This window comes from Aquipseudomonas alcaligenes, from assembly GCF_003205495.1.
In the GTDB taxonomy this organism is placed as follows: Bacteria; Pseudomonadota; Gammaproteobacteria; order Pseudomonadales; family Pseudomonadaceae; genus Aquipseudomonas; species Aquipseudomonas alcaligenes_B.
In genome coordinates this window covers 445,440-458,727 of the sequence record NZ_QJRX01000003.1, presented here as the reverse complement: position 1 = coordinate 458,727, position 13,288 = coordinate 445,440, and the positions used below count along the sequence as shown (strand labels likewise).

Below are 13,288 nucleotides of genomic sequence, written 5' to 3'. Positions count from 1 at the left end.
TATTATGCCGCCACATCCCGCTTCTGGCTGCCGCCGTGAAACAATTCATCGATTTCATCCCGCTCATCCTGTTCTTCATCGTCTACAAACTCGATCCGCGCACCGTCGTACTGGCCGGCCAGAGCTTCGAGCTGGGCGGCATCTTCAGCGCCACCGCCGTGCTGATCGCCAGTTCGGTGGTGGTCTACGGCGTGCTGCTCCTGCTCCAGCGCAAGCTGGAAAAGGGCCAGTGGCTGACCCTGCTGGCCTGCCTGCTGTTCGGCGGCATGACCCTGGCCTTCCACAGCGAGACCTTCCTCAAGTGGAAGGCGCCGGTGGTCAACTGGCTGTTCGCCGCCGGCTTCGCCGCCACCCACTTCATCGGCGACAAGGTGCTGATCCAGCGCATCATGGGCCATGCCGTGCAGCTGCCGCAGCCGATCTGGGTCCGCCTGAACCTGGCCTGGATCGCCTTCTTCGTCTTCAGCGGCTGCGCCAACCTGTTCGTCGCCTTCACCTTCCACGACATCTGGGTCGACTTCAAAGTCTTCGGCAGCCTCGGCATGACCGTGCTGTTCCTGATCGCCCAGGGCGTCTACCTGGCGCGCCACATCCACGACGACGCCCCCCAGCAAAGCAAGGACTGACATGCTCTACGCCATCATCGCCAGCGATGCCCCCGGGTCCCTGGACAAGCGCCTGGCCACCCGCCCAGCCCACCTGGCCCGCCTGGAACAGCTGAAGAACGAGGGTCGCCTGGTGCTGGCCGGTCCGCACCCGGCAATCGACAGCAACGACCCCGGTCCGGCCGGTTTTTCCGGCAGCCTGATCGTCGCCGAGTTCGAGTCCCTCGCCGCCGCCCAGAGCTGGGCCGACGCCGACCCCTACCGTGCCGCCGGTGTCTACGCCAGCGTGCTGGTCAAACCCTTCAAGCAGGTAATGCCCTGATCCGATCCACGACGCAGGCCCATAACAATAATTCGCACAACGGAGTTCCCCATGCGCCAAGGCCCGCTCTACCTGTTGCTCACCACCCTCTGCGTCATCCCCGCCCTGCACGCGGAAGAGTCCCAGCCGCTGGCCCTCAATCCGGTACCTGCCGCAGCCACGGCCCCGAGCGGCGACGGCGCCGCACAGATCGCCGCCTTGCAGCAGCAACTGGCCGAGAGTCAGCGCCAGCTCGGTGAACTGCAGGGCGGCGAGCGCGAGGCGGCGCAGATCAGCCGTCTGCGCCAGGACAACCAGCGCCTCAAGCTGCAGCTCAAGCAGGCCCAGGCCGAGCAACCGCCGCGCCTGCTCAGCGAACAACAACTGTGGTACGCCATCGGCGCCGGCAGCGCGCTGATCGCCTTCATCGTCGGCCGCCTGAGCGCCGGCGGGCGGAACAAAAGGCGCAGCGAGTGGGTCTGAGCGCGACCCTGAGCCGCCGAAACCGCCATGACCGACCTGCTGCTGATCGACGACGACACCGAGCTCTGCGAGCTCCTGGCCAGCTGGCTGCAGCAGGAAGGTTTCGCCGTGCGTGCCTGCCATGACGGTGTCAGCGCCCGCGCTGCCCTGGCCGGGCAGAGCCCGGCGGCAGTGATACTCGACGTGATGCTGCCCGACGGCAGCGGCCTGGAGCTGCTCAAGCAGCTGCGCAGCGAGCACGCCGAACTGCCGGTGCTGATGCTCTCGGCGCGCGGCGAGCCGCTGGACCGCATCCTCGGTCTGGAGCTGGGTGCCGACGACTACCTGGCCAAGCCCTGCGACCCGCGCGAGCTGACCGCCCGCCTGCGCGCCGTGCTGCGCCGCAGCCAGCCGGTCGCCAGCTCCTCGCGCCTGGAGCTGGGCGACCTCAGCTACAGCCCGCAGCGCGGCGTGGCCAACCTCGGCGAGCACGAGATCGCCCTGACCCTGTCCGAAGGGCGCATCCTCGAGGCCCTGCTGCAGCAACCCGGCGAACCGCTGGACAAGCAGGCCCTGGCCCAGCTGGCACTGGGCCGCAAGCTGACCCTCTACGACCGCAGCCTGGACATGCACGTCAGCAACCTGCGCAAGAAGCTCGGTCCGCACCCCGACGGCCGCCCGCGCATCGTCGCCCTGCGCAGCCGTGGCTACTACTACGCGCCCTGAGAACCAGCTCAGAAGCATCGCGAGCTGCAGGCATGCAAGGCAAAACTGGGTGAAGAAGCGCAATTTACGCGAGGTAAATGAGCGTTCTGAACACAGTTTTAACGCAGCAGGCCTGACGCGCAGCAGGCTTCCGGGCAGGTTCGGCTTTACCCAGCCTTTACCCTCCCCTGACCGCGCCTGACCTTGCCCTCCCTAGACTGGGCTCATCCGGTAAACCACCGGTTTCGAGACAAGGAGACAGATCATGCGCAAGACCCTCACCGCCCTGCTGCTCGCCGCCAGCCTGCCGACCCTCGCCCTGGCCATGCCCGAAGGCGCCCCCGGCGAGCACGGCCCCTGCAGCAAGGCCATGCACGGCGAGCACCACGGCCACGGCATGCGGATGTTCAAGGACCTCGACCTCAGCGCCGAACAGCGCGAGCAGATGGGCAAGCTGATGCGCGAGCGCAAGGGCGATCCCCGCGAGATCACCCAGAAGTATCTGGACAAGCTGCCAAAGGCCGACCAGGACGCCCTCAAGCAGGAACTGGAAACCGCGCGCCTGGAGCATGACAAGGCCATCCGCGCCATCCTCACCCCGGAGCAGCAGAAGACCTTCGACGCGCACAAGGCCGAGATGGCGAAACGTCGCGCCGAACGCGCGGAATTCGAGGCCTGGAAGGCCGAGAAAGCACAAAAAGCCGAGTAATATTCGGCAATCGGGCCCGGCGCAGTGCCGGGCCCTCCGTTTCAAGGAGCCTCCATGCGTTCACTGTTCTGGCGCATCTTCGCCAGCTTCTGGCTGGCGGTGGCCCTGGTCGCCGGCCTGTCGCTGCTGCTGGGCCGCGCGCTGGACCAGGACGCCTGGGTGCTCGGCCGCCACCCGGCCCTCAAGGACCTGCCCGAACTCTGGACCCAGCTCTACGAGCGCGACGGCCCCGAGGCCGCCCAGCAGTTCCTGGAAAAGCGCAAGCGGCGCTTCCGGGTCAACGTCCAGGTGCTCAACGACAATGGCCAGGCCCTGGTCTACGGCACCTTTCCGCCACGCGCGGCCGCCTTCGAGGCACGCCAGGACAACCCGCAACGCCTGCCCTGGCGGCGCATCACCGAGGAATACCAGAGCCCGGCCTCGGGCGAGACCTACCTGTTCATCTACCGCATCCCCCATCCGGAGATGATGGCCTGGCACCGCGACAGCCTGTTCTGGCCACTCAGTGCCCTCGGCATCGCCCTGGTGGTGCTGACCGCCATCAGCCTGCTGCTGACCTTCTCCATTACCCGCCCGCTCGGCCGCCTGCGCGGCGCCGTGCACGACCTCGGGCAGACCGCCTACCAGCAGCACAGCCTGGCCAGGCTGGCCGCGCGCGGCGACGAGTTCGGCGTGCTGGCCCGCGACTTCAACCGCATGGGCGCGCGCCTGCAAGACCTGATCGGCAGCCAGCGCCAGCTGCTGCGCGACGTCTCCCACGAACTGCGCTCGCCGCTGGCGCGCCTGCGCGTGGCCCTGGCCCTGGCCGAACGCGCCGAGCCGGGCGAACGGGACAAGCTGTGGGGCCGCCTGACCCAGGAATGCGATCGCCTGGAGGCGCTGATCGGCGAGATTCTTGCCCTCGCCCGCCTGGACGCCGACCCCGGGGCCGCGCGCCCGATCGACCTTCGCCAGCTGCTCGACGGCCTGCAGGCCGACGCCGCCCTGGCCGCCCCCGCCCAGCGCCTGCAGATCCGCATGGACAGCCGCCCCCTGCCGCTCGCGGGCTGGCCGGACATGCTCGGCCGCGCGCTGGACAACCTGCTGCGCAACGCCCTGCGCTTCAACCCGCAGGGGCAGCCCATCGAAGTGACGGTGCAGCAGCAGGACGGCCAGCTGCGCATCAGCGTGCGCGACCATGGCCCCGGCGCCCCGCAGGAGGTGCTGGCGCGGCTGGGCGAACCCTTCTACCGCGCGCCCAACCAGGACGCCGCCGGCCACGGCCTGGGCCTGGCCATCGCGCGCCGCGCCGCCGAGCGCCATGGCGGCCGCCTGCTGCTGGACAACCACCCGGAGGGCGGCTTCATCGCCACCCTGGAACTGCCGCTGACACAGCAGCAGTAAGGGGGTGTTAGCCCCTGTTCAGCGCACCAGCATGGACAGGGCCGCCCCCAGCATCACCGTGGCCGCCCCGCGGAACAGGTGCTGCTGGGCGCGCGGGCTCGAGAGCATGTGACGGATGCGCACCGCCGCGAGAATGAACACCGCCCCCACCACCAGCAGTACCGCCACGGTAAGCGGCACCAGCACCAATGCCCAGGTGCCGAGGGAAACGCTGTTCAGGTCGATGGCCAGGGGCACCAGCGCCAGGTAGAAGGCGATGGTTTTCGGGTTGCCCAGGGTAATGGTCAGCCCCGATAGGGCGGCGGACAGCAGCTCCCGGCTATGCGCCGGCCGTCCCACCACGATCTCCTGGTGATCGGCGCACCAGAAAAGCCAGGCCAGGTAGCCCAGGTAGAGAGCAGCCCCCCAGCGCACCAACTGGAACAGCAGGTCGAAATGCTCGGCGATCAGCGCCAGGCCGAAGACGGCGAACGACAGGTAGATCAGGTCGCCCAGGATCAAGCCGAGCAGCAGGCAGCTTCCCGCAGCCGCCCCGCCGCCCACGCTGCGGGCGACCAGCGCCGCCATGCCGGGGCCGGGCACTATCGCCGCAATCAGCAACGACAGCGCATAAGTCATGAGTTGGGTCAGATCGAGCACGCTGTGGCCCTCGAGAAGATGGTCGACTGCGGCAAACCTCGGCCTGCGCGCGCAGAGTTCTCTCGACGGGCGGCATGGTCGCCGCCCAGGAGAACGGGAAAACTCTAACCCTCCAGACCGGGAAAAACTTCTCTACTTAGGCTTCCGAATGGATTAGAAAGGGCAGGAAATTTCACATAGATACAGCCCAGGGGTATTTATGACCGATCACGCTTTGACAGCTACCGACGCCCGCATCCTGGCCGCCCTGCAGCAGGATGGCCGCATGACCAATCAGACCCTGGCCGAGCACCTCGGCATGTCGGCCTCACCCTGCTGGCGCAGGGTCCGCCAGCTGGAGGAACACCGCTTCATCCAGGGTTACCGGGCCGTGCTGGATCGGCGCAAGATCGGCCTGGGCGTCATGGTGTTCATCCGCATCAGCATCGACAGCCACAGCAAGGCCGAAGCCCAGAAGTTCGAGGAGGAAGTCATGCGCCTGGAGGATGTCGTCGCCTGCTACAGCATCGGCGGCGACGCCGACTTCCTGTTGCAGGTAGTGGCCCGCGACCTGGATTGCTTTGCCGACTTTGCGATGACAGTCGTGCGCCAGCTACCCGGCATCAAGGAAATGCAGAGCATGTTCGTGCTCAAGGAGATCAAGCCCTTCGTCGCGTTCCCGATCAAGCGCCCGTCCAGCGGCGCGGCATGACGGCCGCCAGGCACCGACAAGGTGCCGGGCAGCTAGCCGAGCGCCTTGGCGGCCTGTAGCGCGGCGATCTGCGCCTCGTCGTAGCCCAGCTCGCGCAACACCTCCAGGCTGTGCGCGCCGAGGGCGCTGCCGATATGCCGGGGTGGCTCCAGCCCCTGCGAGAAACGGATCGGGCAGGCCAGCTGGCGCTGCGCCGCCCTGCCCTCGCGCGGTACTTCGGTGACCACGCCACGGGCCTTGAGCTGCGGGTGCTCGACCGCCTCGGACAGTTTGAGCACCGGCTCGACGCAGGCATCCAGGGCGGCGAAACGCTGCTGCCAGTCGGCCAGGTCGTGCTTCTCGATCTCGATCTCGATCTCGCGCTTGAGCGCCTTCTGATCCTTGGGCGACAGGCCCAGGGCGGCCAGCTCCGGGCGGCCGATGGCGGCGCAGAACTGCTGCATGAACTGCGGTTCCAGGCTGCCCACCGACAGCCAGCGGCCGTCGCGGGTGCGGTAGTAGTCGTAGAAGCTGCCGCCGTTGAGCGCCTGGTTCTCCATGTCCGGCTCCTGGCCGGCGGCGAGGAAGCCGGCACCGGCCATGGCGTGCAGGCTGAAGGCACAGTCGGTCATGCTGATGTCGACGTGCTGGCCCTGCCCCGTGCTGTGCCGGGCGATCACCGCGGCGAGCAGGCCGATCACCCCGTGCAGGGAGCCGCCGGCGATGTCCGCCACCTGCATGCCGAGCGGCAGCGGGCCGCTGTCGCGGCGCCCGGTGTAGCTGGCGAGACCGCTCAGCGCCAGGTAGTTGAGGTCGTGGCCGGCGCGGTCCCTGTACGGCCCGGTCTGGCCGTAGCCGGTAATGGAGACGTAGATCAGCCGCGGGTTGATTGCCTTCAGTGCCTCGTAGCCGAGGCCGAGTTTTTCCATCACTCCGGGGCGGAACTGCTCCAGCACGATGTCGTACTCGGCCACCAGGCGGCGCACCACCTCCAGGGACTCGGGCTGCTTCAGGTCCAGCGCCAGCGAGCGCTTGTTGCGGTTGAGGTAGGCATGGCTGGCGGATACGCCGTCGACATGCGGCGGCAGCACGCGCACCAGGTCCATGCGCGTCGGCGATTCGATGCGCAGCACCTCGGCGCCCAGGTCGGCCAGCAGCAGCGAAGCGAAGGGCCCCGGCAGCAGGGTGGAGAAGTCGAGGACTTTCAGCGAGGACAGCGGGCCTTTCATATTCAGTCTTCCCAGTGAACAGCAGGTTGATGCGGCAGGCGGGCGACCCACTCGGCGTAGCGGGCCTCCAGCACGTTGCGGCGGATCTTCAGGGTCGGCGTCAGGCTGCCGTTGTCCACGGTCCAGCTCTCGCTCACCAGTAGCAAATGGCTCAGGCGCTCATGCGCCGGCAGCGCGGCATTGAGGCGCTCGAGGGTTGCCAGCAAGTCGGCGACGACCTGCTCGCGGGCCTGGGCGCGGGCCGCCGGCGACAGGTCGATCAGCGCCAGCGGCTGGTCACGGTTGCTGCCCATCAGGCAGACCTGCTCGACCCAGGTGTTCTTGGCGATCTCGCCCTCGATCGGCGCCGGCGCCACATACTTGCCCTTGCTGGTCTTGAAGATGTCCTTGACCCGCCCGGTGATGCGCAGGTAGCCGTCGGCATCCACCTCGCCCTTGTCGCCGGTGTGCAGCCAGCCCCCTTCCAGGGCCTGGGCGCTGAGCTGCGGCTCACGGTAGTAACCCTGCATCAGGGTCGGGCTGCGGAACAGCACCTCGCCGCTGTCGGCCAGGCGCATTTCGAGGAAGGGCATGGGCCGCCCGACCGTGCCGAAGCGCACCTGCCCTGGGCGGTTGAAGCAACCGTAGGCGAAGTTCTCGGTCATGCCGTAGCCCTCGCAGATGGTCAGGCCGAGGCGCCGGTACCACTCCAGCAGCCCGGGGGAAATCGCGGCGGCGCCGGACACCAGGATGCGCGCCCGGTCCAGACCCAGGCCGCGACGGATCCTGCGTGCCACCAGGCTGCCGAGCAGCGGCAGGCGCAGCAGCAGGTCCAGCTTGCGTTGCGGCAGGCGCTCCAGCACGCCCTGCTGGAAGCGCGTCCACAGCCGCGGCACCGAGAAGAACACGGTCGGGCGCACGTGCTGCAGGTCGGCGGCGAAGGTCTCCAGCGACTCGACGAAGGCCACCGCCGCGCCGGCGTAGAGGCTGTTCATCTGCACCAGAAAACGCTCGGCGGCATGCGACAGCGGCAGGTAGGAGAAGAACTGGTCGCGCTCGCCGATCTTCATCTCGGCGCAGGCGTTGGCGGCGGAGAAGGCCATGGCCCGCGCCGACAGCATCACACCCTTGGGCTGGCCGGTGGTACCGGAGGTGTAGAGAATGCTGAGCAGCTCGTCGCCCTGCTGCCGGTGCACCTGCTGCAGCGGCGCATGGGCCTGCAGCTCGTGCCACTGGTAGTCGGCGCGCAGGGTCGGATAGGGCATGGCGATGCGCGCTACTTGCGCGCCGATGGCCCCCTCCAGCTTGCCCGGCTCGTCCAGCTTGCCGAGGATGATCACCCGGCACCCGGCATGCTCCAGCACGTAGGCAATGCTCTCGGCGGTCTGCAGCGGATAGAGCGGCACACTGATCAGCCCGGCCATCATGATGGCCAGGTCGCTGATGAACCACTCGGCGCAGTTCTTCGCCAGGATCGCCACGCGGTCGCCTGGCGCACAGCCCAGGGCCTGCAGGCCGGTGGCCAGGCGCCGCGCCTGTTCGTCGACCTGGCGCCAGGTGAAGCCATGCCAGTGGCCAGCCACCGGCTGGCGCAGCCAGACCCGCTCGGGCGTGCGCTCGCACCAGTGCTGGAAACGTTCTAGCGGCAGTTGTTCGGTCATGCGGGCGTCCCTTCTTGTTGTTATCTGCCCCGCCGGGCTGGTTCAAGGTAGCCCCGCCCTCGCCGCCCCTCAATGACCCAAGCGCTCGGCGCGATTGACCCTAGCGGTCAGCCTCGAGGGTGAAGGCCAGGAAGCGCTGCAGGTAATCGATGAAGGCCTGCACCTTGCCGGTGGCGCGGCGGTGGCTGGGGTAGACGGCGAGGATGTCTTCGCCGAAGGCGTCCGGCTCGATCTGGTAGTCCGCCATCAGCCGCACCAGGCGGCCATCGGCCAGATGGGGCGCGACGCTCCATAGCGGGGTGTGCAGCACGCCGTTGCCGGCCACGGCATTGGCCAGCAGCAGGTCGTAGTTGTCGCTCTCCAGGCGCACTCGCTGCGGGTGCGGCAGGCGGATGCGCATTCCATCGCGTACCACCCACCAGCCGTCGCGCCCGAGCGCCGGGTGGGCGTACATCAGCCAGTCGTGCTGCTCCAGGCTCTGCGGCGTCAGCGGCAGCGGGTTGCGCGCCAGGTACGCTGGGCTGGCAGAGAGGCAGATGCGGTTCTTGCCGACCACCCGCGCAATCAACCCCGGCAGGTCGCTAGGCCCCTCGCGCAGGGCCAGGTCGTAACCTGCCTCGACCAGGTCGACGAAGTCGTCGCACAGGTCGACGCGCAGACGAATCTGCGGGTACTCGGTCAGGAAGCCGGCACAGACCTGATCGAGAAAGGCCTGGCCGAACGCCAGCGGCGCGGTCAGCCGCAGGCTGCCGTGCAGGCCATGCTGCAGCTGGCCGATTTCCTCGCCCGCCTCATGCAGGCGCTGCAGCACCTGGCGCGCGGTGTCCAGATACAGGCGCCCGGCCTCGGTCAGCACGATGCGCCGGGTGCTGCGCTCGAACAGCTGCGCGCCCAGCTCGCGCTCCAGGTGGCCGACGGCCTTGGTCAGGGCCGAGGGCGTCTTGCCCAGCAGCTCGGCGGCGCGGCTGAAACTGCCCTGCTCGGCCGTGGCGACGAACATGCCGAGGGCACTGAACTTGTCCATGGTCGTTTCCTACCAGGCAAAAGGATTTTGCGCGAACAGGCCGTTCTGCCTGCTCCCCATGCTCGCTAGTCTCGCCGGCAGCTCAATAAAAACAAGGGGTCTGCTGTGAAAAGAGCGTTACTGGCAAGTGCACTAGCTTTTTCCTCCCTGGAAGCCATGGCCGCCGCCGACATGGTGTTTTACAACGGCCAGGTGTTTACCGCCGAGGCCAGCCAGCCCAGGGCCCAGGCCATCGCCGTGGAAGACGGCAGGATTCTCCAGGTCGGCAGCGACGCGGCCATCCTCGCCCTGGCCGACGCCAGCACCCAGCGCATCGACCTGGCCGGCAAGGTGCTGATGCCGGGCATGATCGACACCCACAGCCACCCAGTGATGGGCGCCCTGGCCAGCCTGCGCGCCAACCTCTATGACGAGGTCAAGCCGCTGGCCGAACTGGAACAATGGATCCTCGCGCAGGACACGGCCGGCACCGCGCGCCTGGACGACATCATCGTCATCAGCGGTGTCAGTTCGGCCTACTGGAAGGACAGCCGCGCGCTGGCCAAGCGTTTCAACCAGGGCCGCTGGGCCGAGCAGCCGCTGGTGCTGGACGGCATCGACGGGCACACCGGCTGGGCCAACCAGGCCATGCTGCAGCGCGTCGGCATCGATGCCGCGCTGATCAAGACACTGGACGCCAAGGAAGCCAGCTACATCGAGCACGAGGCGGACCTGACACCCACCGGCTACCTCAGCGAAACCGGCTGGGACCGGGTGCGCAGCCAGCTGCCCAAGCCCTCCCACGAGCTGATGCTGAAGGCCGCCCGCGAGGCGGTGCGCCTGAACCTGGAAGTGGGCGTCACCGCCTGGATGGATGCCGCGGCCAACGGCGGCGGCGAGCAGTCGCTGTTCGAGATGCGCCCCACCACCCGCGACCTCGGCGTGCTGCCGCTGTACCGCGAGCTGGCCGAGAAGGGCGAGCTGAACGTGCACGTGGCCGCCCTGCTGCTGACCCACCCGCAGAGCAAGCCCGAGGACCTCGCCGTGCAGACCGAGGTGATGCGCCAGTTCGAAGGGGTGCCCAACCTGACCTTCCCCGGCCTCAAGGTGTTCGTCGACGGCATCCTCGAATACCCAGGGCAGACCGCCGCGGTGATCGACCCGTACACCAACAGCCACAAGCAGGGCCAGCTGCTGATCGACCCGCAGGGCTTCGGCCCGCTGCTGGCCGCCGCCGAGCAGCGCGGCTGGATCGTACACATGCATGCGGTCGGCGACAGAGCGGTACGGGAATCGCTGAATGCCGTGCAGTACGCCCGCCAGCACAATGCCCAGCCACTGCCGCACAGCATCACCCACCTGCAGCTGGTCAATCCCAAGGAGTTCCCGCGTTTCAGGGAGCTCGGCGTGATCGCCTCCATGCAGCTGCTGTGGGCCACCGCCGAGAGCTACACCGAGGAGCTGGTCAAGCCCTACGTCAGCGCCTTCGCCTACCGCTACCAGTACCCGGCGCGCTCGCTGCACAAGGCCGGCGCCACCATCGCCGGGGCCAGCGACTGGCCGGTGTCCAGCCCCAACCCGTGGAACGCCATCGCCCAGGCCAGCACCCGCGAGGGCCCGCTCGGCGTGCTCAACGCCGCCGAGAGCATCGACCGCGAGACCATGCTGCGTGCCTACACCATCAATGCCGCCAAGGCCTTGCGCCTGGAGGACCGTATCGGCTCGCTGGCGCCCGGCAAGCAGGCCGACCTGATCCTGCTCGACCGCGACATCTTCACGGTCAGCGACGCCGAACTGTTCGACACCCGGGTGCTGCAGACCTGGTTCGCCGGCAAGCCGGTGTACCAGGCCGGCGCCACCACCGCCCACGCCGAATAAGACCCACCCGCCGCCTTCACCGTGCGCCCTGCGGCGCGCGGCGCAGCGGCTCGCCTTCGAACTGCCGACCTAACAACCACAACACAAGGCTCTTCCATGCGCATCCAGCACCTTCTCGCCCTGGCCCTTGCGGCCGGCGGCACCCTGCAGGCCCAGGCCATCGAACTCAACGAGCAGTTCGCCCTGGCCATCACCCCGGGCCTCTACAGCGACTACCGCAACAGCGGCATCTCGCAGACCCTCGGCGACCCCGCCGCCCAGCTCGACCTGATGCTCAGCCACGCCAGCGGCCTGTACGCCGGGGTGTGGACCAGCAACGTCGACTTCGGCTACGACTGGGAGAACGACGACCGCTTCGGCACCCGCCAGGAGATCGACTACTACCTCGGTTACTACTGGCAGATCACCGACGCCATCAGCCTGGACGGCTACTACAACCGCTACACCTTCCCCGGCGAGAGCCAGTTCAACGGCAGCGACATCTACCTGACCCTGGAGGCCTACGGCTTCTTCGTCGGCGGCAAGCACTCCCACGACACCGACGACACCGCCTTCACCCAATACGCCGGCTACCGTACCCAGCTGCCGCTGGAGATCGGCCTGGAGCTGCGCTGGGAGAACGTCGACTACAAGGACGGGGTGTTCTTCAACGCCGACTACAGCGACTCGCGCGAGGACTACGACAACTGGCAGGTCTCACTCAATCGCGAGCTGGCCGGCATCAACTGGGGCCTCAGCTATGTCGATACCGACCTGTCCGACGCCGAGTGCCTGAGCTTCACCGGCTACGACGACCTGTGCGGCGCCGATCTGGTGGTGAGCGCCAGCAAGACCTTCTGAGCCATGACCACGGCCGTGCGAATGCATCTGTACGGCCGATTTGAAAGTCAGCTGCGGATTGCGCCGTCTGCCGGGCGGCGTAATCTGGCGGCTCCTGCCTGGAGCCGTTGATGAAACCCGCCGATCTGTTCCGCCTGCTGCTGCTCGCCGCCATCTGGGGCGCCAGCTTCCTGTTCATGCGTATCGCCGTGCCGGTGCTGGGCAGCCTGCCAACCGCCTTCTTCCGCGCCAGCCTCGGCGCCCTCGGCCTGCTGGCCTTCCTCCTGCTGATGCGGCCGCTGTGGAACTACCAGGGCAAGTTCAGGGCCTGCCTGGTGCTCGGCGTGATCAATGCCGGTCTGCCGTCGGTGATGTATTGCCTGGCCGCGCTGGTGCTGCCGGCCGGCTACTCGTCGATCTTCAACGCCACCACCCCACTGATGGGCGTACTGATCGGCGCGCTGTTCTTCAGCGAGGGGCTGACCACCAGCAAGGCCGCCGGCGTGGCACTGGGCCTGTTCGGCGTGGCCGTGCTGACCCGCACCGGCCCGGTGGACTTCGACCTACCGCTGCTGCTGGGCGCCGCCGCCTGCCTGGTGGCCACCACCTGCTACGGCTTCGCCGGTTTCCTCACTCGCCGCTGGATCGGCCCACTGGGCCTGGACAACCGCCTGGTGGCCTTCGCCAGCCTGGTCGGTGCCAGCCTGTTCCAGCTGCCGCTGTTCGCCAGCAGCCTGGCCTGGCAGCCGCCCACCAGCTGGGGCGGGCCCAAGGTCTGGCTGTCGCTGGCCGGCCTGGGCCTGGTCTGTACCGCCTTCGCCTATGTCCTGTACTTCCGCCTGCTGGCCGACATTGGCCCGATCAAGGCTTCCACCACCACCTTCCTGATCCCGCCGTTCGGCGTGCTGTGGGGCGCCCTGCTGCTGGGCGAACCGCTGACCTGGGACTACCTGCCCGGCTGCCTGCTGATCGGCGTGGCGCTGTGGCTGGTGGTGCGCCCGAGCGCACCGAGCGCGGCGCCGATCAGAACGTAGCCCGGATGCAATTCGGGAGCGGAGTGGCCTGTTTCCCGGATTGCATCCGGGCTACGGCCGTTAGTGCAGCCCTGCGCACCGAGCAGGACGCTAGCCTCGGTGTAGGACGCGTGGCCAGGGAGAGGGGCCGGCTGGCAACTCGGAGTCGCCCCAGAGTCCCTCACCCCCGCCCTCTCCCATGGGGAGAGGGGATACAAAAAAGCCGCCTCAT

14 protein-coding genes are annotated in these 13,288 nt (G+C 68.1%); 10 read left to right on the top strand and 4 right to left on the bottom strand.

The window, feature by feature from the left end; genetic code table 11:
• The first annotated feature begins 35 nt into the window (after positions 1-35).
• From DMO17_RS07630 to DMO17_RS07605, 6 genes are all read left to right on the top strand, one after another.
• Positions 36-626, top strand: a complete 591-nt coding sequence (locus DMO17_RS07630) for a septation protein A (RefSeq protein WP_110681895.1) — start codon at positions 36-38, stop codon at positions 624-626.
• Between the two features lies 1 nt (position 627).
• Positions 628-927, top strand: a complete 300-nt coding sequence (locus DMO17_RS07625; RefSeq protein ID WP_110681894.1) for a YciI family protein — start codon at positions 628-630, stop codon at positions 925-927.
• Between the two features lie 51 nt (positions 928-978).
• Positions 979-1,389 (top strand): SH3 domain-containing protein, encoded by a 411-nt coding sequence (locus DMO17_RS07620; RefSeq protein ID WP_110681893.1) that lies wholly within the window; start codon positions 979-981, stop codon positions 1,387-1,389.
• Positions 1,390-1,416: 27 nt separating this feature from the next.
• Positions 1,417-2,094: a response regulator transcription factor gene (locus DMO17_RS07615; protein ID WP_110681892.1), complete on the top strand. Its 678-nt coding sequence runs from the start codon at positions 1,417-1,419 to the stop codon at positions 2,092-2,094.
• Positions 2,095-2,338: 244 nt separating this feature from the next.
• Positions 2,339-2,782 (top strand): Spy/CpxP family protein refolding chaperone, encoded by a 444-nt coding sequence (locus tag DMO17_RS07610; protein WP_110681891.1) that lies wholly within the window; start codon positions 2,339-2,341, stop codon positions 2,780-2,782.
• Positions 2,783-2,836: 54 nt separating this feature from the next.
• A complete protein-coding gene (locus DMO17_RS07605) occupies positions 2,837-4,165 on the top strand; it encodes a sensor histidine kinase (RefSeq protein ID WP_110681890.1) in 1,329 nt (442 codons plus the stop codon).
• Between the two features lie 18 nt (positions 4,166-4,183).
• Here DMO17_RS07605 and DMO17_RS07600 read toward each other — a convergent pair whose 3' ends face one another.
• The gene (locus tag DMO17_RS07600; protein ID WP_110681889.1) at positions 4,184-4,804 is read right to left on the bottom strand and encodes a LysE family translocator; all 621 of its coding nucleotides are present in this window, start codon (positions 4,802-4,804) and stop codon (positions 4,184-4,186) included.
• A 199-nt stretch (positions 4,805-5,003) separates the two neighbouring features.
• Between DMO17_RS07600 and DMO17_RS07595 the strand changes: the two genes are divergently transcribed.
• On the top strand, positions 5,004-5,495 hold the full coding sequence (locus DMO17_RS07595) for an Lrp/AsnC family transcriptional regulator (RefSeq protein WP_110681888.1): 492 nt from the start codon (positions 5,004-5,006) through the stop codon (positions 5,493-5,495).
• Positions 5,496-5,527: 32 nt separating this feature from the next.
• On the opposite strand, the gene DMO17_RS07590 is transcribed toward DMO17_RS07595, so the two are convergent.
• From DMO17_RS07590 to DMO17_RS07580, 3 genes are all read right to left on the bottom strand, one after another.
• A complete protein-coding gene (locus DMO17_RS07590; protein ID WP_110681887.1) occupies positions 5,528-6,703 on the bottom strand; it encodes a CaiB/BaiF CoA transferase family protein in 1,176 nt (391 codons plus the stop codon).
• Between the two features lie 2 nt (positions 6,704-6,705).
• Positions 6,706-8,343, bottom strand: a complete 1,638-nt coding sequence (locus DMO17_RS07585; protein WP_110681886.1) for an AMP-binding protein — start codon at positions 8,341-8,343, stop codon at positions 6,706-6,708.
• A 100-nt stretch (positions 8,344-8,443) separates the two neighbouring features.
• Positions 8,444-9,367 carry a LysR family transcriptional regulator gene (locus tag DMO17_RS07580; protein WP_110681885.1) on the bottom strand — a complete coding sequence of 308 codons (924 nt, stop codon included), beginning with the start codon at positions 9,365-9,367 and terminating at the stop codon, positions 8,444-8,446.
• 156 nt (positions 9,368-9,523) lie between these two features.
• On the opposite strand from DMO17_RS07580, the gene DMO17_RS07575 reads away from it, so the two are divergent.
• The 3 genes from DMO17_RS07575 (at position 9,524) to DMO17_RS07565 (ending at position 13,077) form a co-directional block, all read left to right on the top strand.
• Positions 9,524-11,224, top strand: a complete 1,701-nt coding sequence (locus tag DMO17_RS07575; protein WP_110681884.1) for an amidohydrolase — start codon at positions 9,524-9,526, stop codon at positions 11,222-11,224.
• Positions 11,225-11,320: 96 nt separating this feature from the next.
• Complete coding sequence (locus DMO17_RS07570) at positions 11,321-12,064, top strand: TorF family putative porin (protein WP_110681883.1); 744 nt, start codon at positions 11,321-11,323, stop codon at positions 12,062-12,064.
• A 110-nt stretch (positions 12,065-12,174) separates the two neighbouring features.
• Positions 12,175-13,077 carry a DMT family transporter gene (locus tag DMO17_RS07565; protein WP_110681882.1) on the top strand — a complete coding sequence of 301 codons (903 nt, stop codon included), beginning with the start codon at positions 12,175-12,177 and terminating at the stop codon, positions 13,075-13,077.
• Positions 13,078-13,288 lie beyond the last annotated feature (211 nt).